Annotated in this window: 23 protein-coding genes, 1 tRNA gene and 1 other RNA gene; 4 read left to right on the top strand and 21 right to left on the bottom strand. The window is 31.3% G+C overall.

Going from position 1 to position 20,316, the window contains the following annotated elements:
* Window positions 1-75 precede the first annotated feature (75 nt).
* From BET03_RS13340 to BET03_RS13275, 14 genes are all read right to left on the bottom strand, one after another.
* Window positions 76-252, bottom strand: a complete 177-nt coding sequence (locus BET03_RS13340; RefSeq protein WP_183108864.1) for a hypothetical protein — start codon at window positions 250-252, stop codon at window positions 76-78.
* Window positions 253-644: 392 nt separating this feature from the next.
* Window positions 645-1,277, bottom strand: a complete 633-nt coding sequence (locus BET03_RS13335) for a 50S ribosomal protein L25 (RefSeq protein ID WP_120170787.1) — start codon at window positions 1,275-1,277, stop codon at window positions 645-647.
* A 218-nt stretch (window positions 1,278-1,495) separates the two neighbouring features.
* Complete coding sequence (locus BET03_RS13330; protein ID WP_183108863.1) at window positions 1,496-2,122, bottom strand: 50S ribosomal protein L25; 627 nt, start codon at window positions 2,120-2,122, stop codon at window positions 1,496-1,498.
* 170 nt (window positions 2,123-2,292) lie between these two features.
* Window positions 2,293-3,225, bottom strand: coding sequence for a thiamine pyrophosphate-dependent enzyme (locus BET03_RS13325; RefSeq protein WP_120170785.1), 933 nt, complete (start codon window positions 3,223-3,225; stop codon window positions 2,293-2,295).
* A 12-nt stretch (window positions 3,226-3,237) separates the two neighbouring features.
* On the bottom strand, window positions 3,238-4,419 hold the full coding sequence (locus BET03_RS13320) for a pyruvate ferredoxin oxidoreductase (RefSeq protein WP_120170784.1): 1,182 nt from the start codon (window positions 4,417-4,419) through the stop codon (window positions 3,238-3,240).
* Window positions 4,420-4,434: 15 nt separating this feature from the next.
* The gene (locus BET03_RS13315; protein WP_120170783.1) at window positions 4,435-4,737 is read right to left on the bottom strand and encodes a 4Fe-4S binding protein; all 303 of its coding nucleotides are present in this window, start codon (window positions 4,735-4,737) and stop codon (window positions 4,435-4,437) included.
* Window positions 4,727-5,314 (bottom strand): 2-oxoacid:acceptor oxidoreductase family protein, encoded by a 588-nt coding sequence (locus BET03_RS13310; protein ID WP_120170782.1) that lies wholly within the window; start codon window positions 5,312-5,314, stop codon window positions 4,727-4,729. The genes BET03_RS13315 and BET03_RS13310 overlap by 11 nt, the downstream gene beginning before the upstream one ends.
* Window positions 5,315-6,001: 687 nt before the next feature.
* Entirely contained in the window at window positions 6,002-6,679 is a 678-nt protein-coding gene (locus BET03_RS13305; RefSeq protein ID WP_120170781.1) for a HesA/MoeB/ThiF family protein, read from the bottom strand.
* Window positions 6,680-6,904 carry a MoaD/ThiS family protein gene (locus BET03_RS13300; RefSeq protein WP_120170780.1) on the bottom strand — a complete coding sequence of 75 codons (225 nt, stop codon included), beginning with the start codon at window positions 6,902-6,904 and terminating at the stop codon, window positions 6,680-6,682.
* Window positions 6,905-6,924: 20 nt separating this feature from the next.
* Entirely contained in the window at window positions 6,925-8,004 is a 1,080-nt protein-coding gene (locus BET03_RS13295; protein ID WP_243096955.1) for a tungsten cofactor oxidoreductase radical SAM maturase, read from the bottom strand.
* Window positions 8,005-8,121: 117 nt separating this feature from the next.
* Window positions 8,122-9,945, bottom strand: coding sequence for an aldehyde ferredoxin oxidoreductase family protein (locus BET03_RS13290; RefSeq protein WP_120170779.1), 1,824 nt, complete (start codon window positions 9,943-9,945; stop codon window positions 8,122-8,124).
* A gap of 165 nt (window positions 9,946-10,110) precedes the next feature.
* Entirely contained in the window at window positions 10,111-12,024 is a 1,914-nt protein-coding gene (locus BET03_RS13285) for a sigma-54-dependent Fis family transcriptional regulator (RefSeq protein ID WP_120170778.1), read from the bottom strand.
* Window positions 12,025-12,143: 119 nt separating this feature from the next.
* The gene (locus BET03_RS13280; protein ID WP_120170777.1) at window positions 12,144-12,416 is read right to left on the bottom strand and encodes a pro-sigmaK processing inhibitor BofA family protein; all 273 of its coding nucleotides are present in this window, start codon (window positions 12,414-12,416) and stop codon (window positions 12,144-12,146) included.
* A gap of 82 nt (window positions 12,417-12,498) precedes the next feature.
* Window positions 12,499-12,780: a YaaL family protein gene (locus tag BET03_RS13275; RefSeq protein WP_120170776.1), complete on the bottom strand. Its 282-nt coding sequence runs from the start codon at window positions 12,778-12,780 to the stop codon at window positions 12,499-12,501.
* A gap of 269 nt (window positions 12,781-13,049) precedes the next feature.
* Between BET03_RS13275 and BET03_RS13270 the strand changes: the two genes are divergently transcribed.
* Both BET03_RS13270 and BET03_RS13265 read left to right on the top strand, forming a co-directional pair.
* Entirely contained in the window at window positions 13,050-13,229 is a 180-nt protein-coding gene (locus tag BET03_RS13270) for an aspartyl-phosphate phosphatase Spo0E family protein (RefSeq protein WP_243096954.1), read from the top strand.
* A 155-nt stretch (window positions 13,230-13,384) separates the two neighbouring features.
* Window positions 13,385-13,600: a hypothetical protein gene (locus BET03_RS13265; RefSeq protein ID WP_120170775.1), complete on the top strand. Its 216-nt coding sequence runs from the start codon at window positions 13,385-13,387 to the stop codon at window positions 13,598-13,600.
* A 68-nt stretch (window positions 13,601-13,668) separates the two neighbouring features.
* On the opposite strand, the gene BET03_RS13260 is transcribed toward BET03_RS13265, so the two are convergent.
* The 7 genes from BET03_RS13260 to BET03_RS13230 form a co-directional block, all read right to left on the bottom strand.
* Window positions 13,669-13,986 carry a MazG nucleotide pyrophosphohydrolase domain-containing protein gene (locus tag BET03_RS13260; protein WP_120170774.1) on the bottom strand — a complete coding sequence of 106 codons (318 nt, stop codon included), beginning with the start codon at window positions 13,984-13,986 and terminating at the stop codon, window positions 13,669-13,671.
* 308 nt (window positions 13,987-14,294) lie between these two features.
* Window positions 14,295-14,474: a DUF6897 domain-containing protein gene (locus tag BET03_RS13255; RefSeq protein WP_120170773.1), complete on the bottom strand. Its 180-nt coding sequence runs from the start codon at window positions 14,472-14,474 to the stop codon at window positions 14,295-14,297.
* A gap of 389 nt (window positions 14,475-14,863) precedes the next feature.
* On the bottom strand, window positions 14,864-15,463 hold the full coding sequence (recR, locus tag BET03_RS13250; protein WP_120170772.1) for a recombination mediator RecR: 600 nt from the start codon (window positions 15,461-15,463) through the stop codon (window positions 14,864-14,866).
* A 49-nt stretch (window positions 15,464-15,512) separates the two neighbouring features.
* Entirely contained in the window at window positions 15,513-15,842 is a 330-nt protein-coding gene (locus BET03_RS13245) for a YbaB/EbfC family nucleoid-associated protein (protein WP_120170771.1), read from the bottom strand.
* Between the two features lie 71 nt (window positions 15,843-15,913).
* Window positions 15,914-17,623: a DNA polymerase III subunit gamma/tau gene (dnaX, locus tag BET03_RS13240; protein ID WP_243096953.1), complete on the bottom strand. Its 1,710-nt coding sequence runs from the start codon at window positions 17,621-17,623 to the stop codon at window positions 15,914-15,916.
* 111 nt (window positions 17,624-17,734) lie between these two features.
* Window positions 17,735-17,998: signal recognition particle sRNA large type (gene ffs, locus BET03_RS13235), an RNA gene on the bottom strand.
* A gap of 13 nt (window positions 17,999-18,011) precedes the next feature.
* Window positions 18,012-18,105, bottom strand: a tRNA-Ser gene (locus BET03_RS13230).
* A 501-nt stretch (window positions 18,106-18,606) separates the two neighbouring features.
* Here BET03_RS13230 and BET03_RS13225 point away from each other — a divergent pair.
* Together BET03_RS13225 and hydG are read left to right on the top strand one after the other, a co-directional pair.
* Window positions 18,607-18,852 carry a TM1266 family iron-only hydrogenase system putative regulator gene (locus BET03_RS13225; RefSeq protein WP_120170769.1) on the top strand — a complete coding sequence of 82 codons (246 nt, stop codon included), beginning with the start codon at window positions 18,607-18,609 and terminating at the stop codon, window positions 18,850-18,852.
* A gap of 40 nt (window positions 18,853-18,892) precedes the next feature.
* Window positions 18,893-20,308 (top strand): [FeFe] hydrogenase H-cluster radical SAM maturase HydG, encoded by a 1,416-nt coding sequence (gene hydG, locus BET03_RS13220; protein ID WP_120170768.1) that lies wholly within the window; start codon window positions 18,893-18,895, stop codon window positions 20,306-20,308.
* The last annotated feature ends 8 nt before the right edge of the window (window positions 20,309-20,316 follow it).

Below are 20,316 nucleotides of genomic sequence, written 5' to 3'. Positions count from 1 at the left end.
TTCTATAAAAACTTTATATAAATATCAAATAAAAAAATCTGGTGGATATATCCACCAGATTTTTTAATCAGTATTTTACTTTGCTATTCTTATATTACTTCCGTTAAGTTTTGTAGGTTTATACCTTCTTCTATAACTCTTATATGTATAGTTGGTATAAGTATTATAAGAATGATTCCTTTTTAAAGTTGTCCTAGTTTTTCTTCTCCAAGCATTCTTTATAACATCAGATATTATAAATGCTTGAAACATAAATATAGGGATTATGCAAATTATTAGTAAAATTATCTTCATAGGCATCACCATACCCTAAATATAGTAAACTCATTTTACTTTTTTTTACATTATACCACTTTTTTTCTCTTTTTTCCATAGTAGTATAGAACTACTTGTTAGTATTTGTATAATTTTAATATTATCTGTCTAGTTGTTGCAATATAGGTGATGACTATGAAAGCCGTTACTTGGCCTAGGTAGTAAAACGTTACTTAAAAAGCAGTTTTTGGTGATTAGTGTGTAGTGGTTAGGTTTGTTGTTGAGGGATTCGTAATCCCTCAACAACATTTAAGCTAAGAACTAAAAACTAAGGACTAATGACTGTATTTTCTAATTTCCCATTTTACATTTTCAATTTTAAATTATTTCTAATTGTCTATTGCTTCAGTATCTGTTTGGCCAATTTCCTCTGGAACTTCACTTAAGCTCTCTTCACCTCCTTCGTGATCCCCTTCATATTCTACTGTAGATAATGATACTATAATTTCATTATTATCATTTAATACTGTAAGTTCTTCTCCAAATTCTACATCAGACACCTTTAATGATTTGCCAACAGGTAAGTTTGAAACGTTAACCTTAATATGCTTAGGAACACTATTTGGATAACATTCTATTTCTAAATCTTTAACTTGTTGTTGCAAAACTCCTCTTTTTTCAGCCTGTTCTTTTCCTGATAATACAATCGGTACAGTAGTATGTATCTTCTTTTCTGTATTTATATATTGAAAGTCAACATGAATAATCCTTCCATTCACAGGGTCTCTTTGTACTTCTTTAATTATGGCAGGATATTTAACCCCGTTAACATCTATATCTATTAGTGCATTTTGTCCATATTGCCTTATTATTCTATTTAATTCTTTTGCATCAATCTCTAAAGGATAATTAGTAAGATTTTGACCATACAAAACTCCAGGCACATACCCATTTCGTCTTAGTCTATTAGATTGGTTAGTTCCAACCTCATTTCTCAAATTACTGTTCACTATTGCATCCATAATCTCCCCTCCTAATTAAGTGTTTTTTATTCAGTATGGCCAAAGTCAATAATTTTTAGTCATAAAATCACTTCGTTAAGAGAGTTATATTACTTTTTCTCTGGTATTTTGGTACTTTTCATAGTATACTTTTTTGGCAAAAAAATACTGATGGGGTTAATCCCATCAGTATTTTAAACATAAATATTAAGAGATGTAGGTTTAACAATTATTATTTTCTAAGAATCTAATATACTTGTAGTACTTTCAAAGAAAGAAACTTCTTCCTTCTCTTCCTCTTTCTCTTCTCTACTAGTTGAAGTTAATGAGGCTACTATTTCCTTTGGTTCATGCATAATGTGTATATTCTCATTATTGTATATATCTAAATCCTCTATAGTAATTGATTCTCCTTCTTCAAGATTTGAAACATCTACTGTAACATTTTGAGGTATATATTTAGGGAAACATTGCATTTCAAGTTTTGTTAACTGCTGTTGGATTGTACTTGTTGAGCTTCCTGCTTTATCTTTACCTAATAGAATGATAGGTACATGAACTCTTATTTTTTCATTCGCAGATAATTGTTGAAAATCTACATGAACTAAATCATCTTTAACAATAGCATCCTGTACTTCTTTAATTATTGCTGGAACTACTTCGCCTTCTAATTCTATATTTACAGTAGTACCAATACCATATCTGTTTAGTATTTTCTTTAAATTAGCTATCTTGACTTTTAGAGGCCTTGTTTCTTTATTATGGCCATAAATAACACCTGGTAAAAATCCCTCTTTTCTTAATTTTTTAGAATAAGCTTTTCCCCCATTCTCTCTTAATTCTGCTTTTAACTTTGGTATTCCCATAAACATCCCCCTTCAGTTAATTTAGTTTATTGTTTAATATATATTTATTTGTTTAATAAAAAATTTATAAATATTTGAATTTTCTTAACATTTATACCCTAAAATTTTTATTTTAAACATAAAAAGTCCTATAAAAAGAAAAACGGCTGTTAAAAAACAGCCGTTTCTTTTTATTCTTCACACTTTTCAAGAAGTGCTTCCCATCTTTTGTCAACTTCTTTTTGTAATTCTTCGATTAGATGTTGATTTTCTGGCTTGAATAGATGCTTGAATCTACCTTGTGGTCTTAAGAATTCTTCAATTGGAAGCTTCTTCTTAGGCTTGTAGCTTAACTTCCACTTACCATTTTCAATTTCGTATAATGGCCAGTAGCAAGTTTCTACTGCTAATTTAATTATTTCCATAAGTTTTGGAGTATCATATCTCCATCCACGTGGACATGGAGTAAATACATTTAAGAAAGCTGGGCCTTCAGTGTAAATAGCCTTTTCAGCTTTTGCATGAATATCATTAAAGTTTCCAAATGGAGCAGTTTGAGCAACATAAGGAATATGGTGTCCAGCCATAACTTGTGTTAAGTCTTTTCTAAATTGCTGTTTACCAGGTACAACTTTACCTGCTGGTGAAGTTGTAGTATTTGCGAACTTTGGAGTAGCTGATGATCTTTGGATACCAGTGTTCATGTACGCTCCGTTGTCATAGCATACATAAACCATATCATGTCCTCTTTCCATAGCTCCTGATAATGACTGAAGACCTATATCATATGTTCCTCCGTCCCCACCAAATGCAATAAATTTATAATTATCATTAATTTTTCCTTTTTTCTTTAATACTCTATAAGCTGCTTCGGCACCACTTACTGTAGCACCTACGTTTTCAAAAGCATTGTGAATAAATGAATCTTTCCAAGCTGTATATGGGTATAAGCAACTTGATACCTCTAGACATCCTGTAGCAGCACCTATAACTGCCTTATCTTCTGGTTTTAGGGCTCTAAGTACTGAACGTACAGTAACTGAAGCACCACAACCTGCACATAATCTATGTCCACCTGTAAATCTTTCAGGTCTTTTAACAGCTTCTCTTAGATTTAAAGCCAATTACTACACCTCCTATTCTTTTACACCTAAATAGTTGTAAACTGATTCAACTTTTCCAGTTTCAACAATTTCTTTTAAGTCATCGTAAACTTTCTTAATGTCATCCACTCTTACGTCTCTTCCACCAAGACCATAGATGTAACTTACTATTTCTGGTCTATCTTCAACATCATAAAGAGCAGCTCTAATTTCTGTAAATACAGGACCTCCTGCAGCTGAGAAACTATCAGCTTTATCCATAACAGCAACAGCTTTTAAATCTTTTAAAGCTTCTTTTAATTCATCTACTGGGAATGGTCTAAATACTCTAAGCTTAATTAATCCAGCCTTTACTCCATTTTCTCTTAACTCATCTACTACCTCTTTAGCTGTTCCTGCTGTAGAGTTAAGAACTACTATTGCAACTTCTGCATCTTCCATTTTGTATTCTTCAAATAATCCATATTTTCTTCCCGTTAGTTTTTCATATTCTTCAGCAATTTCTAAGATGACCTTCTTAGCGTTCTTCATTGCCTCAGCTTGTTGACGCTTATGCTCAAAATAGTGTGGTGGTAAATCTAATGGACCCATTGAAACAGGTCTCTCAGCATTTAATAGATAATCTTCTAATTCACGCTCACCAACAAACTCTTTTACTTTTTCAGTTTCTAATAATTCTATATTTTCAACAGCATGGCTCACAATAAAACCATCCATACATACCATTACTGGAAGTTGTACGTCTTTATGTTCTGCTATTCTTATAGCTTGAATAATGTTATCATAAGCCTCTTGATTATCCTCTGAATATAATTGAATCCAACCTGAATCTCTAGCACCCATTGAGTCACTGTGGTCATTGTGAATATTAATTGGTGCTGATAATGCTCTGTTTATAACAGGCATTACTATTGGTAACCTTGATGATGCCGCTATATAAAGTATCTCCCACATTAATGCAAGACCGTTCGCTGAAGTAGCAGTCATAACTCTTGCTCCTGCAGCTGAAGCACCAACACAAGCACTCATAGCACTGTGCTCACTCTCAACAGCTACGAATTCAGTATCTACTGAACCATTAGCAACAAATTGTGAGAAGTATTGAGGTACTTCTGTTGATGGAGTAATTGGAAATGCTGCAACAACATCAGGGTTTATTTGTTTCATAGCAGTTGCAACTGCTTCGTTACCACTTAATCTCTCTCTAATAGCCATTTATCTCCCTCCCTACTATTCTTCTTTCACAAAATCAAATACATTAAATGGGCAAGCTTCTACGCATACACCGCATCCTTTACAATGGTCATAATCTATTCCTGTCATTTTTCCATCTTCTACTAATATTGATGAATCAGGACATACTGGGAAGCATAACATACATTGCTTACATTTATCTTTATTCCAAACTGGCTTCATAGATCTCCATTCACCAGTTTTATACCTAGTTGCATTACCTGCATCATAGATTATTCCACCTGGTGTTGTTTCCTTCCAAGAAACATTTCCTCCTAAAGGAGTCTTTTTATCTTTCACTTCCCTTCACCTCCTTGTATGCTCTCTTAAGAGCTTCCATGTTTCCTTCAATAACTTCTGGCTTTGTAGCAAATTTGTGTTGGAAGGATTCTTCCATAGCCTTAAATAACTCTTCTTCTTCCATGATATTTGTTACTTTTGCTATTGCACCTAGCATTGGAGTATTTGGGAAGTACTTTCCTAATGTATCCATTGAAATTGTTCTTGCATCAACAGTATATATACTTCCTTCATACCCATTTAAAAGTGATCTTAATTCTTCTGGATTTTTAGCTGAGTTAATTACTACAGCTCCTTCTTTTTTCAATCCAGCAGTAACATCTACGTCCTTTAATAATGTTTCATCAACAACAACTACATAATCTGGTTCATAAATATTACTGTGAATTCTTATTTTTTCGTCGCTTATTCTGTTATAAGCTGTTATAGGAGCACCCATTCTCTCTGGGCCATACTCAGGAAAACCTTGAATGTACTTACCTGTTGAGAAAGCAGCCTCAGCTAATAGTAATGACGCAGTTTTAGCACCTTGTCCACCACGTCCATGCCAACGGATTTCAATCATTTCCTTTGACATCGTTTTTCCTCCCTTCATAGTTAAAAAATAATTTAAAAAATACGAAATAACAATATTCATCCTAGGAATTATTTCTAGAAATAATTCCTAAAACCTTTATTTTTTTTTGAAATTTTGAAAAGTTTTGATATTTTTCATGAGTTTGGTTAATAATATAATTTTTGTGTTATACTACAGTTGATAAATTTGAAAGCTGTTATAATACAGTTTGTCGAATAATGTATAACAGTTTTTTAATCCCGGACTTAAACTGTATTGTGGGTATATAACAGCTAACATTTTTAAGTATAACAGATATTTATAAATTATTCAATAGAAGTATTTAGTAGAACCAAAAAAGCTGATGGATTGTGAATCCATCAGCAAAGGTTTAAATTTAGCTCTTAGTAAAAACAAGAACTAATAACCAAAGCTAGTAACTGTATTTTCCTAACTACATGCTCCTAACAACCATCTCTAATTGTCAATTCTCAATTGCCTTTCAAATGCAGTTTTTGGTGATTAGTGGGTAGTGGTTAGGTTTGTTGTTGAGGGATTCGTAATCCCTCAACAACATTTAAGCTAAGGACTAAAAACTAAGGACTAATGACTGTATTTTTTAATTTTCAATTTTACATTTTTAATTGTATTTCTAATTTTTAATTGTATTTCTAATTGTAAATTATCAACTGTAAATTGTTATTTGTATTAAACATCTATAACCTCATATTCCTGTTCAAAGGTATCAATAAACAATACTCTTCTTTTTAAAGGCTTACCCCTTTTTATTAATACTTTTAACACTTCACTTACTTGTATAGATGCTACTAGTCCTGGAGTAAAAGATGGATTCCCAAGCTCTTTTTCTATTCCTTTTTTATCTCTAGAAACATATAAAATATCTAATGTTTTATCTTCGGGGAATATAGTAGTTACTTGTCCATACCATCCCCCTATAGCTCCATGGACTAAAGGTATATCTATATTAGAGCAAGTATCCTGTAAAATAATTTTAGTATCTATATTATCAACAGCATCAACTACAACATCATGCCCCTTAATAATATCCTCACAATTATTCTTTGTAACCCTTTTATTAATGGGTTCAACTTCTACCAAAGGATTAACTAACTTTATTCTTTCTTGGGCTGTAATAGACTTACTTTTTCCTAAAGTATCTGTGTTAGATAAAATTTGCCTATTTAAATTTGTTTCGTCAAATTTATCAGCATCAACTACAGTCAAATATCCTATTCCTAATCTTGCTAACATTTCTATAACATATCCACCTAATCCACCACATCCAACAACACATACTTTAAACTTACCTAATCTATCGTTTTCTTCTTTTGTAAGCATATTCATATTTTTTATGTAGCGTTTCATTTAACCACCTCCAACGGGGGGAAATAATGAAACTATATCTCCATCTTTAAGTACTGTATCAAGTTTTCCGTCCCTTCCATTTACAAGTAAAATTGATACATCCTTTTCATCGATTTTCAGTTGGTCTATAATGTCTTTTGGAGTTAAACCTTCATCTTCTTCAATATACACCTTTTTTCCTCTACCTTTCCTTAAAGTTGCAAATAGTCTTACCTCTATCTTCACTTACCCACCTCCTTAAAAATCTATGGACATTTTACAAATCTCCTTGCCCACATACAATCTCCACAACTTGGACTTAACCCATAGCAATCTTCTAAAGTATCTTTTTGATATTCACATCCTTCTACTAAATCGCAATCTGGACATGAAGGGAATTGGTTAGTGTATACATAATATCTAAACTCTCTGTATTCTTTTGAGTTCCATATATCTAGAATGCTTTTATCCATGATATTGCCAAAACTATGCTTTTTAACATTTTTCTCCCTTCCAAAAACATACTCCTTAGAATCATGGGAAAATCTATAACAAGGAACTACTTCACCCTTTGCTGTAATATAGGTAGTAACATCTCTAATAAAATCACAGTTCCTTTCAGTTTTTAGCTCTACATTAGGTAGATATATTTTAATTCCCTTTCTAAAAGAATAATTTCTTATCTTATTCCATAAATTTTTTAGCTTATCATTTCTATCTATAGTGTAAAGTATAGTATCTTTATTTTCTTCTGTTTGAGGAAGTAAATGGGATACAATTATATTAAAGCATCCTATTTCCTTTGCTAAATCCATTACCTTAAATATGTTACTTACGTTTTCAGATGAAGAAACAAACTGAAGTTGGATATTTGGATAGGAAGAACCCCTCCTATTTTTTAACTCTTGGATTCTTTTAATTCCTTCTAAAATAATCCGTAGATTTGTCCCTCTTATATCTTCAAATTGTTTGCCTACACCATCAACAGATATTGTTACTTTTTTTACTGTATCAACAATCTTTTCTACTAAAGAGTTTGTAAGCAACGTTCCATTGGTTGTTATATTAAGATTATATTCTTTTAATCTAGTAAGTACTTCTAAAATTTCCTCATAAATAGTAGGTTCACCTATACCACCTAAAACAATTTCTTCTAGCCCATTAATATCCTTAATATCCTTTAAAAATTTATTAAAGGTATCTTTAGACATATCCGAAAAACCATCTTTCCAATTTCGTCTATAACAAATCGTACAGTTAAGGTTACATCTATCTGTAAGTTCTAAATAAATTTTCTTAATATATCTTGTTTTAAAAAATTTAGGTGTACAGCCTATTTTCTCCAATCATATCAACACCTTTATATTACATTAATTGTGGAATTGTGGCTAAATTAAAATTTTATCCACAAAGGAGACTTTCAAAGAAGTCCCCATTGTTGATAACTTAACTTTTTATCCTATTTATTCACAAGCAGGCTCTGCTAAACCTTCATCATCAATTCCTAGTTTTTCTAATCTCTCTTCTGTTGGAATACCGTTTTTATCCCATCCTCTTGCTTCATAATATTTAGGTAGTAGTTCGTCTAGTTTATGGGTCCATCCCTTAGAAGGTCCTTCAGGAATAGGATCTTTTAGTAACCTCTTAGGCAATTTATCTTCTTTAGGGTCTATTCCTGCCCTTAAGTTAAATATTCTTTCTAGATTCCATATTCTTTCGCCGGCTTCTAAAATAGTTTCTCCTGTATAATCTGTACCACAAACTGCATTATATAATTCACCATAATCCTCAGCCCCAAGGGCAAATGAAGTAAATAGACATAATCCTAATGAGTCTATACTTGCAGTTATATCTTGGAATGTTTTTGCCCATTCAGTCTTACCCTCTAATGAAAATCTATCTAATTTTTCAGGCTCTCCTAAAATTTCAGGAGAAATCATATAACCTCTAACATGGCATCCTCCTCTATTTGATGTAGCATATTGTAGCCCATGTCCTTGTATTCCCCTTGGGTCATATGCTGGAAGTTCTTGTTTCTTTACTGACATTGATAACTCAGGTACTCCATACATTTCTGCTAACCTATATGAACCCTCTGCAAGTTTATCACCAAAGCCTTCTCTTCTTCCCATCTTCTTAGTCCATTCTACCACTGCTTCTCCATTTCCAAATTCTAACGATAATCCATCTAATTCATCATCCTTAACATATCCCTTTTCATATAATTCCATTGCAGCAGCAATAGTTGCACCAGCTGAAATTGTATCAAGACCTAGCTCATTACACCAATAGTTAGCCTTAATTACTGATTTTAAATCTGATACACCACAGTCAGATCCAAATGCCCAAAGTGTTTCGTATTCAGGCCCTCCACCTTCTATATCATCAACCTTGCAGTACCTTCCACAACCAATTGGACATCTATGGCAAGCCTCTCTCTTAACAAGATATTTTTCTGCTAATGTCTCTCCACTTATATCATCAGCTTTATCGAACTGTGCTTTCTGGAAGTTATTTGTTGGAAGCACACCATTTTCATTAATTATATTAACTAATACAGCAGTTCCATAGGTAGGTAATCCTTCTCCGGTTACACCATTTTCTTTTATTTTCTTAAGACTATCAGAGAAAACAGCCTTTAGTTTATCACTATCATATACATTAACCTTATTAGTTCCCCTAACTACTATGGCCTTTAAGTTTTTAGAACCCATTACAGCACCTACACCTGAACGTCCAGCTGCTCTATCCTTATCATTCATAATAGCTGCTATCTTAGAAAGTTTTTCACCTGCTGGTCCAATAGTAAGAACCTTTGATTTTTCAGGTGACTTTTCTAAAAGGGCTTCAGTGGTTTCTGATACAGTCTTCCCCCATAATTCAGATGCATCTTTAACTTCAACAGTATCATTTTCAATACTTATGTAAACAGGTGAATCTGCCTTTTCCTCAAAAACTATTCCATCATATCCTGCATATTTTAATTCTGCTCCCCAATGTCCCCCAGAATTTGAGCAAGCAACTGTACCAGTTAGCGGTGATTTAGTAATAGCCATATATCTACCACCAGTTGGTGTAGGTGTACCTGTAAGTGGTCCTGTCATAAATATTAGTTTATTTTCAGGACTTAAAGGGTCAACCTTTGGATCTACTTCTTCCATTAATATTTTAGTACCTAATCCTCTACCACCTATATATTTTTTTGCCTTTTCTAAATCTAAATCTTCAGTTTTTACGGTTTTTTCCCTAAGATTAATTCTTAAAAGTTTCCCATTATAACCGTACATAAAACTCCCCCTTTTTCTTTTTATAACTATATAAATAATAAATAGCAAAATTCATACCAAAAAGGGCAGCCTAGTAGGCTGCCCTTTTTCATTACTTTTGATAGTTTTGATTTTTTTACTAAAAAATAAAATACAAAGATTCGTTCCATAATAGAACATAGATTTCTATATTTTACGTTCCATAACAGAACGGTGTTCCATTTTAGCACAGTCAATTTTATATTTTTTTATCTTTCTATATAATGTATTTCTACCTATACCTAAAACTTTCGCGGTTTTTGTTATATTTCCTTCATATTTTTTAAGCATATTTATTATATGTCTTTTCTCAACCTCTTCTAATGTCAACTCTTCATATATATTCTTTCTGTTAAACTCTAACTTTATGGTCCTATTGTTTTTATATGTAAAATCTGTAATCCCTTCAGTATTAATCAATAATTCAACATAATTTTCTAACTCCCGTATATTACCTGGCCATTCATAGTTAATTAAATATTCCATATGCTCATTTGAAATTTTAATTCTCCTTTTATTTAATTTTTTAGACTTTCTCTTTATGAAGTATTCAATTAAAAGGGGAATATCGTCTTTTCTTTCCCTCAAAGCTGGAAGTTTAATTGGAAGTACATTTAATCTGTAAAATAAATCCTTTCTAAAATTCCCTTTTTTTACTTCCTCATATAAATCCTTGTTAGTTGCTGCAATTATCCTAACATTAACAACTATTTCTTTAGTGCTTCCAATTCTACTTACAGTTCCTTCTTCTATAACCCTTAAAAGTCTTGTCTGCATATCTAATGGCATTTCTCCAATTTCATCTAGAAAGATTGTTCCACCGTCAGCTATTTCGAATTTCCCCGGATGTCCTCTTTTTTTAGCTCCCGTAAAAGCCCCTTCTTCATATCCAAAAAGTTCTGATTCTATAAGGTTTTTAGGTATAGCTCCACAGTTTATAGGTACAAAGGGTTCCTCCCGTCTATCACTATAGTTATGTATAGACTGGGCAAATATTTCCTTTCCTGTACCACTTTCTCCAGTTATAAGTATTGTTGACCTGCTATCTGCTATTTTTTTAGCAAATTCAACTACTTTAATAAAATCTTTATTTTTGCCAATTATCTTATCAAAGGTATAAATCGCTTGTCTTCCCATTATTTTATTAGCAAGCTTCCTTACCTTTTTAACTTCCTTAAAAACAAATACTAAATGCTTTAATTCATCATTATTGTCTAAAATAGGATAAACACTAAGGTTAAATTGCAGCTTATTTCTTCTAGCATTTATAAACACTTCATTATCTAAGAAGCTGCAATTTGACAATACAGTTTCTTTAACCCTTTCCCATCCATCAAATAACTCCCATATCTTTTTTTGTTTCATCTCCTCTACGCTGTATCCAAACATCTTAGTTACGTATTTATTGACCGTTTTTATATTGCCATGTAAATCTGATGTTAATATTCCAGCATGAATACTATCTACAACAGTTTCAGTATATATTTTTGCCATTTCAAGTTTCTCAGTATATTTCTTTATTTCAAGCATTTTAGATATAGCGTTAACAGCTGCTACAACCATTCCAAGTGTATGTGAATGGACAAATTCACTATATCCTGTTAAGTCTAAGGTTCCAATTATTTTCCCCTCATTATTTTTTATAGGTGCAGCAGAACATGTCCATCTATGATATGCCTTAATAAAGTGTTCCGAACCAGATACCTGTACAGGCATACCTTCCTTTAAAGCAACAGCCATTGCATTAGTTCCTATATTCTCTTCATTCATAAAAGCCCCTGGAACCATCTTAAGAGAAAAGGCCTCTGATAAAATTTTTTCATCTCCTATCACATTCAATATACACCCTTCTTCATCTGTTAATATAGCAAAAAAGTTTGACCCTTTAACAAAGTTATAAAGTTGATTTATAATCGGCTTTGCCGTTAAAATTAAGTCTTTATTTTTCTCTAATCTTTTTTGTAGTTCTCCCCCATTAATTATAGTTTTGCTATATTTTCTATTTACATCTAATCCTATTTTTTTACATCTTTCATGGGATTTCTTTATATAAGCTTTCACTTTCCCTTCCCCCTGAAGTCTTTATTTTTTGATTATACCATTTTGTCAGTATGAGAAAAAGTTGGAAATGTAATTTGTTGTTAAAAAAGCTGATGGTTTAAACCATCAGCTTCTAAATCTTATATAATATACTGAATAACTAGTAAGAGTATTATACCTGGCACTCCTAAAAAACCTACTATTAAAGCAGTTATTGGATTTATTCCTATTGCTATACCTATAAATTTACCAAAGAAATTTATTAATAATAAAATTACTCCCCCTATTATCCCGTTTACAATTAATTTAACTAAGAATTTTAATGGAACTAATAAAAAACAGGCAATAAAATATAACAATACAAGACCAAATGCATATGCCAAAATAACACTAAGCTCTATACCAATACCCATAAAATCCTCTCCCATATATTAAATTACCTATCTATAATTTAATATATAGGAATTTGGACATAAATATTACATTATTCTTTTATTATACTTTTATTCCCTTTCTTTTAGCCTCTTTTAAAAGATATATATATTTCTTCCTTGCAGCTTTCATTTCATATATAGCATAATCTATTAAGTCATTATCTGTAACATTTTTAAAATAGTTTTCCGCATCTTTCCATTCTTTATGGGCTTCATCTAAGGCCTTCAAAAAATCATCATTATCATGATTATCTTTTTTAGGAGTTTTGAACTTATTTCTTATATTGTAAATTATGTTTATAAGGTTAGATTTATCCTTAATATTATCTTCTAATTTACACATAATTTTACCCCCAACCCTTTTTTAGACATAATTGTTTACAATTTTAAACTTTTTATACTTCTAAGTTATTAAAAATTTAAGTAGAGCTTGTGAAAACGTCCCTATTTGCATGAAGACTAAAGGATCAGTTTTTTTCTAATTATCTACTATTTTTACAAAATAGTATTGAGTTTTACAAAATATTGTTATATAATACTCTCCGTGTGTTTATAAGGAATTTATAGTTTTATTGATAAATTATCTTATATCTATCTTTGGAAGGTGATTTCATGGAGGATTATGATATTAATAAGGCAAAAAATGAAATGAATAAGATGGAATGTTTACGAAGGAGATTACATTATTTAATAAAGAATAAGAATAATTTGCTAGATCCTGAAGTTATATCAGTAAGTCAACAACTAGATAGAGTTTTAAACAATTTCCATAAAAAAATTGGTTTAATATAGATATAAAGCCAATAACTTTAAGTTATTGGCTTTAATGATTTTTGATAAAAAATTAACATTTTCAAATAATATTTTTATTAATTTTCCCTAATGTATAACATCAATTGGTTTATTTGATATATTGTTATTAAATAAGCTATTAAGGGGTTTAAAGAATGAAATATAATCAAATGCTTAATGTACGATATTATCAAGAAAAATTTCTACAGCATGCAGCATTTTCAGAACATTATGCTAGAATGAAGATGGCTAATGCAGACAAACATGATTTATATTATAAGTATGCAGAATTAGAATACTATCATAAATCAAGGGCTATTCATTATAAAGGCTTGTTTAGTGCTAAATCAACCCTAAATCAATATTATTAGTGTATAGGAAACTATCTTAACTCCCATTTATTCCAGAATATTCAATTGAAGTATTGAGTTTAACTTATCTACTTGCTAGAACCTAAATCACCTTTATTTTTAAATCTTTCTTCATATTTGTTAAGTACAGAATTTAAACATTCTTCTAAATCAGTATTAGTTTCATTAGCAATACATATAAGGGAAAATAGTACATCTCCAAGTTCACTTTTCCATTCTTTTGTTTTCTCAAATTTTTTATTACCATAATCAGTTCCTTTTAGAACTTCCTTAGATAATTCTCCAACTTCTGAAGCCAGATCAATTATTCTAATGTCAACCCTTGAATTTATAGCTTTTTCTTTAGTAAATTTGTCTATCTTGTGTTGAATATCTTGTAAATTCATATTGATTCTCCTAAATATATGCTTTTCTTTTTAATATAGCACTAAAAAATAAAGTATAAAGATTATTAGTTAATATTTCATGCTAACTCATTGTTAAATATTATGGTATAAGTCTACTTCTTTTGGAAAATATAAGTTGCAAAAAATCCCCTATTTTCTTTATTCTCAATATATTTAACAACGTCAAATGAATCTTTCAGTATATCAAAATCACCAGGTTGAATTAAATCCTTCTTCTTTTATACAAGCTTCGAATATTTATTATAATCAATTTCACTTAATAAAAGGGATATATACATTTATAAAGCCTATTTTATCTTGATGCTCTGTACAAAGTCAGCATTTATCAACTCATTACCCTTTCTAGTTTCAACTTCAATCCAGTTTTCCTTTACTTCAACTATTTTACCTACTACTGTTGTACCAAGGGACCCTGTAGTTATTTTACATTTTTTCCCTATATATTTTTTTATTACATCATTACTCATAGTTATTAACCCCTTTCTCCTTTTGATTTTAAATAATATATATTTTCTAATTTTATTTTGGTGTGGCAGAATGATAAAGAACACTACAAATAATGGCATATATATACTAATCCATGTTGAAAAATTCAAATGTATATCACCTTCTTCTAGTTAATTTTGACTTTTTTGAAACACATAACAGAAATAAAGCCACTCCTTTAAAAGGTACTATAAAAGAATTCCACTTAATACATGATTCTCCTTTATAAATTTCTATTTATTTAATTATTTTTAATATTATATTTCTTTTTAAAAGAAAGTATTAAATAAGCGCAGACTAAAGTCTGCGCTACTTTCTCAATCTGTATTTTTAATTGTCAATTCCCAATTGTCCATTGTCAATTATATTTCTAAATTTCCCTTCTACCTTCTAAAGCCCTTGATAACGTAACTTCATCAGCATATTCTAAATCTCCACCTACTGGAATTCCATGGGCTATTCTCGTAGTCTTTATACCCATAGGCTTTAAAAGCTTAGAAATGTACATTGCTGTTGCTTCACCTTCTATTGTAGGGTTAGTAGCAAGTATTACTTCCTTTACATCAGAACCCTGTATTCTGTGAAGCAGTTCCTTAATTCTTATATCTTCAGGCCCTATACCATCCATTGGAGATATACTTCCATGTAATACATGGTATAACCCTTTGTATTCTTTAGTTTTTTCCATTGCAATAATATCTCTAGGGTCTTCAACTACACAGATAGTGGTCTGGTCTCTTCTTTTATCTCTACATATATAGCAAATATCACCATCTGTTAAATTGCTACATATATTACAATATTTTATTTTTTCCTTAGCATTAACTATAGCATTAGCAAGGCTTACTGCTTCATTTTTATCCATATTTAATACATAAAAAGCAAGTCTCTGAGCTGTTTTCTTACCTACTCCAGGCAATTTAGAAAATTCTTCTATAAGCCTGGCAACAGGTGATGCAAAATATTCCATATCACTCATCCCTTTAGATTTTCATATACAAGTTTTATATCTTAAATCACTAGAATAAGCCTGGTATATTCATTCCTCCTGTGATTTTTTGCATTTCACTTGATACCATTTCTTCGGCCTTTCTTAGTGCCTCATTTGTAGCAGCTATAATTAAATCTTGAAGCATTTCTACATCATCTGGATCTACAACATCCTTATCTATGTTTATATCTAATACTTCTTTTTTACCATTAACCTTTACAGTAATTGCTCCACCACCTGCACTTGCTTCAACCTCTTTTTCTTCTAATTCTTTTTGCATTTCTGCCATTTTCTTTTGCATTTTTTGGACCTGTTTCATCATTTTATTCATATTTCCCATACCTGGGAATCTTGCCATTTAAATCATCCTCCTTTATTTATCTAATAATTTAATTTTATATTTCTAATTCAACATAACTACACTTGTAATTATTCTTCAATTTCAACAATGTCTTCTCCAAATATGTCTATAACCTGATTAACTATATCTTGATCCTTTTCACTTGGGGCTGTTTCACCAGCCATAACAGGCTTTATCTTTAATTCAATACCATAATAATCACTAATTACCTTCTCTATATATTCCCTATTTCCCTTCTTTTCTACTGCATCTTTATGAAAACCGAAGCCTTCATCAAAAGATATAGTTAGTATTCCATTTTCTAAACTGGTTGGTTTACCCTCCATTAAAAGTGCATGTATACTAATCCTATCCTTTTTAATTCTTTTTAAAATATCTGGCCAAGATTTTGATACTTTGTTTATATCTATATTTCCAGAAGTATTGTTTGATGAATCCTTTTTAGTTTTAGTTTCTATTTTTTCTTTGGCTTTTTCCTCTATATTTATGGTTTGCTTTTGATAGTTATCTTTAGATTTTTCTACTTTAGCTTCCTTTTTAGTTTTTACAACACTAATAGTTCCACCTTTTAGCTTTTCTTCTAATTGATTTATCCTCTCTATAAGTCCCTCTACACTTAAATCTGAGGAAGGTTTTAATAATTTTATAATAGCTACCTCTAGTATAATTCTAGGTTGTGACGACCATTTACTCTTATTTTCTGCCTCAGACAGTATGTTTATAGTCCTTATAATACTACTTAAATTAATTCTTGTTGCCTGTTCTTTGATTTCTTCTAATAATTCCTCGGATAAATCTATTATATTTTCCAATTTATCTGATGATTTTGCTATCATTAAATTTCTAAAATGTGTTATCAAATCTTTTATAAACTGAGTAATATCTTTACCATTTTCAACTATTGTATCTATTAATTGTAAAGTTTTATCTAAATCTTTTTCTATTATACTATTTGTAATATCGAAAATAAAGTCATTATTAACAGTTCCTAATATGGAAAGAACGTATTCATAGGTTATTTTCTTATCTGAAAAAGATACACATTGGTCCAATATACTTAATGCATCCCTCATTGCTCCATCTGAATTTCGGGCAATAAGACGAAGGGCTCTCTCTTCTGCTTCAATCCCTAATTCATCACATATTTCCATCATATTTTTTACAATATTGTCAATAGTTATCCTCTTGAAATCAAATCTCTGACACCTTGACAATATAGTAGCTGGAAGTCTCTGAGGCTCGGTAGTAGCAAGAATAAATAAAAGATGTTCTGGAGGCTCTTCCAGTGTTTTTAAAAGGGCATTAAATGCTCCCTTTGATAGCATATGGACCTCGTCAATTATATATACCTTAAATCTTCCTTTAGAAGGAGGATATTTTACCTTCTCTCTCAATTCTCTTATATCATCAACACTATTGTTTGACGCTGCGTCCATCTCAACTATATCCATTATACTGTCATTAAGTATACCCTTACATACTTCACACTGGTTACAAGGATTACCATCACTATTATTTAAGCAGTTTACAGCCCTTGCAAATACTTTAGCTGTAGATGTTTTCCCTGTACCCCTTGTACCAGAGAAAAGATAAGCATGTGCTATATTATCACTAGTTATTTGGTTTTTTAATATTGTAGTAACATGTTCCTGTCCTAAAACTTCATCAAAAGTTTTTGGTCTGAATTTTCTATAAATAGCTTGATATGCCATTTGACCACCTTCAACCTTATCTTTAGATATATTAATAATTATATCAGAAAGAAAATACAGTTCCAATAAAGAATTGGTATGTAATTATTATTAATTCCTAACAGTTTATCATTTATTTTAACCAATATATAAATAAAAAAACTATGGCATAAAACCATAGTTTCTTTAAAATTTTAGCCGTGCACCTGACATCGACTTACTACTCCGAGCGTTACCTAAGCAGTTAGCTCAGACCAGGCACCCCTGCGGCACATAGAAGTACCCACTTACCGCTGCTTCCTTCCGGACCTGACGGGGTTCATGGGATTCTATTGCGCAGGACCCAATCGTCATAACCACTTACTTAGGGCAGACCTCACAGAAGTAAGCCTCAGCCAGGCATCGACCCTGCTATAGCGGATTGCAGGTTACAGGGCACCGCTACCTCCCCGTCTAGCACGGCAAACTTTATTACTGGCGGAGAGGGCGGGATTTGAACCCGCGAGACAGCGTTAACTGCCTACCCGCTTTCCAGGCGAGCGCCTTCAGCCAGACTCGGCCACCTCTCCGTAATTTATTAAGTTTTTTGTTTGACAAATATATATTATACAGAAATAATAACAGTATGTCAAATAGGTATATTTGTATATATACCATTATTATGTATTAATTTGTATTTTATTCATATAGTAAAATTAATTTAGGATTATTGTAATATTATTACATATTATATTAATAAAATTAAAATAGACAATCATTTAAAAGTTTGATATAATTATTAATGAAAAGTTTGATTTAAATTTAACAATCCTCTGTTGTACTGGAAACCACTTCCGGTATAATGGATGTTTATACAAATCCAACCTGATTACGAGGTTTTACCGAGTAAAAGGAGAAGGACAAATAGGAGTAGTATGAATACATAAAACTAGGACTTACTGTGCTTTTTATATCCTAGTTTTTCTATAGAATTAGTATGCCTAAAAGCCTTCCAATTTTACTTGGAAGGCTTTTTTGCTTCTTCTTAATTATCAACTGTAAATTGTAAATTACTCTAGTGGGGTGATTATATGCAAAAAAGAATAGGTATAGTGGGAATTGTAGTAGAAAATATTGAAAACGCAAATAAAGTAAATGATATTCTTCATGAGTATGCCCATATTATCGTAGGAAGAATGGGAATACCCTACAAAGAAAAAAATTTATCAGTTATATCACTAATAGTTGATGGTACTTCAGATGAAATAAGCGCTATGACAGGGAAGTTAGGAAGAATAAAGGAAGTTAGTGTAAAGTCAGCATTAACTAAGGTTTAAAATTTTAATTATTAATTACTTTAATTAGGAGGTTTTTATAATGAGAGAAATTAAAGCTGAAGATTTTATTGTTCATTCAAAAATATTAGAAGCCATGGAGTTTGGGGAAAAGAAAGCAAAAGATAAAGGTTATGTTAGAGATATACTTAATAAGGCAAAGGAGGCAAAAGGGTTAACCCATAAGGAAGCTGCAGTACTACTTAATATTCAAGACAAAGATATACTTGAGGAAATGTTCGAAACAGCAAGACATATTAAAGAAAAAATTTATGGAAAAAGAATAGTTCTATTTGCTCCTTTATATGTAAGCAATTATTGTGTAAATAACTGTGAGTACTGTGGATATAAACACTCTAATAAGGACTTTAAAAGAAAAAAGCTTACGATGGATGAATTAAAAGAGGAAGTTAGAATATTAGAATCTCTAGGACATAAGAGACTGGCACTAGAAGCGGGAGAAGATCCTAATAACTGTACTATAGATTATATCCTAGAATGTATAGAAAACATATATTCACTAAAGTTTGATAATGGAAGTATAAGAAGAATTAATGTAAATATAGCAGCTACTACTGTTGAAAATTATAAAAAATTAAAGGAAGCAGAGATTGGAACATATATATTATTCCAAGAAACATATCATAAACCAACATATGAGAAAATGCATCCAACTGGACCTAAGCATGACTACGACTGGCACACAACTGCAATGGATAGAGCCTTCCAAGGTGGAATTGATGATGTAGGGCTTGGAGTGCTTTATGGCCTTTATGATTTCAAATATGAAACAATAGCACTTTTAATGCATTCAGAACACCTTGATAGAACCTATGGAGTAGGCCCCCATACAATATCAGTTCCTAGACTTAGGTCTGCTTTAGGGGTTGATGTAGATAAATTCCCACACCTTGTATCAGATGAAGATTTCAAGAAAATAGTAGCTATAATCAGATTAGCAGTTCCATACACTGGCATGATACTTTCTACTAGAGAAGCTCCAGAGTTTAGGGATGAGGTAATATCCTTAGGAATATCACAAATAAGTGCAGGTTCTTGCACAGGTGTCGGTGGATATCTAAAGGAATATAGTAAGGAAAAAGTTAATAACAAACCTCAATTTGAAGTTGAAGACCATCGTTCCCCAATGGAAATTCTAAAAAGCTTATGTAAGTCAGACTATATACCAAGCTATTGTACTGCTTGCTATAGGGAAGGAAGAACAGGAGAAAGGTTTATGAGGCTTGCTAAAAATGGTCAGATTCATAATGTTTGCCTTCCAAACGCACTATTAACCTTTAAAGAATTCTTACTTGACTATGCAGATGATGAGTTAAAGGAAATAGGTGAAGAAACTATTAAAAGGGCATTAGAAAGAATCCCTAAAGAAGCTTCTAAAAAGGCAACTTTAAAATTCTTAGAAAGGTTAGAAAAAGGTGAAAGGGATATAAGAATATAAAATAAAAA

The organism is Thermohalobacter berrensis (assembly GCF_003609645.1).
Lineage (GTDB): Bacteria > Bacillota > Clostridia > Tissierellales > Thermohalobacteraceae > Thermohalobacter > Thermohalobacter berrensis.
Note: the sequence above shows the minus strand (reverse complement) of the source record. Positions and strands in the feature narration are given on the sequence as shown.

Excerpts from the sequence above, each read along its gene's own strand:
- BET03_RS13340 (WP_183108864.1), bottom strand. The coding sequence starts at position 252 with ATGTTTCAAGCATTTATAATATCTGATGTTATAAAGAATGCTTGGAGA.
- BET03_RS13335 (WP_120170787.1), bottom strand. The coding sequence starts at position 1,277 with ATGGATGCAATAGTGAACAGTAATTTGAGAAATGAGGTTGGAACTAAC.
- BET03_RS13330 (WP_183108863.1), bottom strand. The coding sequence starts at position 2,122 with ATGGGAATACCAAAGTTAAAAGCAGAATTAAGAGAGAATGGGGGAAAA.
- BET03_RS13320 (WP_120170784.1), bottom strand. The coding sequence starts at position 4,419 with ATGGCTATTAGAGAGAGATTAAGTGGTAACGAAGCAGTTGCAACTGCT.
- BET03_RS13310 (WP_120170782.1), bottom strand. The coding sequence starts at position 5,314 with ATGTCAAAGGAAATGATTGAAATCCGTTGGCATGGACGTGGTGGACAA.
- BET03_RS13305 (WP_120170781.1), bottom strand. The coding sequence starts at position 6,679 with ATGAAACGCTACATAAAAAATATGAATATGCTTACAAAAGAAGAAAAC.
- BET03_RS13290 (WP_120170779.1), bottom strand. The coding sequence starts at position 9,945 with ATGTACGGTTATAATGGGAAACTTTTAAGAATTAATCTTAGGGAAAAA.
- BET03_RS13280 (WP_120170777.1), bottom strand. The coding sequence starts at position 12,416 with ATGGGTATTGGTATAGAGCTTAGTGTTATTTTGGCATATGCATTTGGT.
- BET03_RS13275 (WP_120170776.1), bottom strand. The coding sequence starts at position 12,780 with ATGTGTAAATTAGAAGATAATATTAAGGATAAATCTAACCTTATAAAC.
- BET03_RS13270 (WP_243096954.1), top strand. The coding sequence starts at position 13,050 with ATGGAGGATTATGATATTAATAAGGCAAAAAATGAAATGAATAAGATG.
- BET03_RS13265 (WP_120170775.1), top strand. The coding sequence starts at position 13,385 with ATGAAATATAATCAAATGCTTAATGTACGATATTATCAAGAAAAATTT.
- BET03_RS13260 (WP_120170774.1), bottom strand. The coding sequence starts at position 13,986 with ATGAATTTACAAGATATTCAACACAAGATAGACAAATTTACTAAAGAA.
- BET03_RS13255 (WP_120170773.1), bottom strand. The coding sequence starts at position 14,474 with ATGAGTAATGATGTAATAAAAAAATATATAGGGAAAAAATGTAAAATA.
- recR (WP_120170772.1), bottom strand. The coding sequence starts at position 15,463 with ATGGAATATTTTGCATCACCTGTTGCCAGGCTTATAGAAGAATTTTCT.
- BET03_RS13245 (WP_120170771.1), bottom strand. The coding sequence starts at position 15,842 with ATGGCAAGATTCCCAGGTATGGGAAATATGAATAAAATGATGAAACAG.
- BET03_RS13225 (WP_120170769.1), top strand. The coding sequence starts at position 18,607 with ATGCAAAAAAGAATAGGTATAGTGGGAATTGTAGTAGAAAATATTGAA.
- hydG (WP_120170768.1), top strand. The coding sequence starts at position 18,893 with ATGAGAGAAATTAAAGCTGAAGATTTTATTGTTCATTCAAAAATATTA.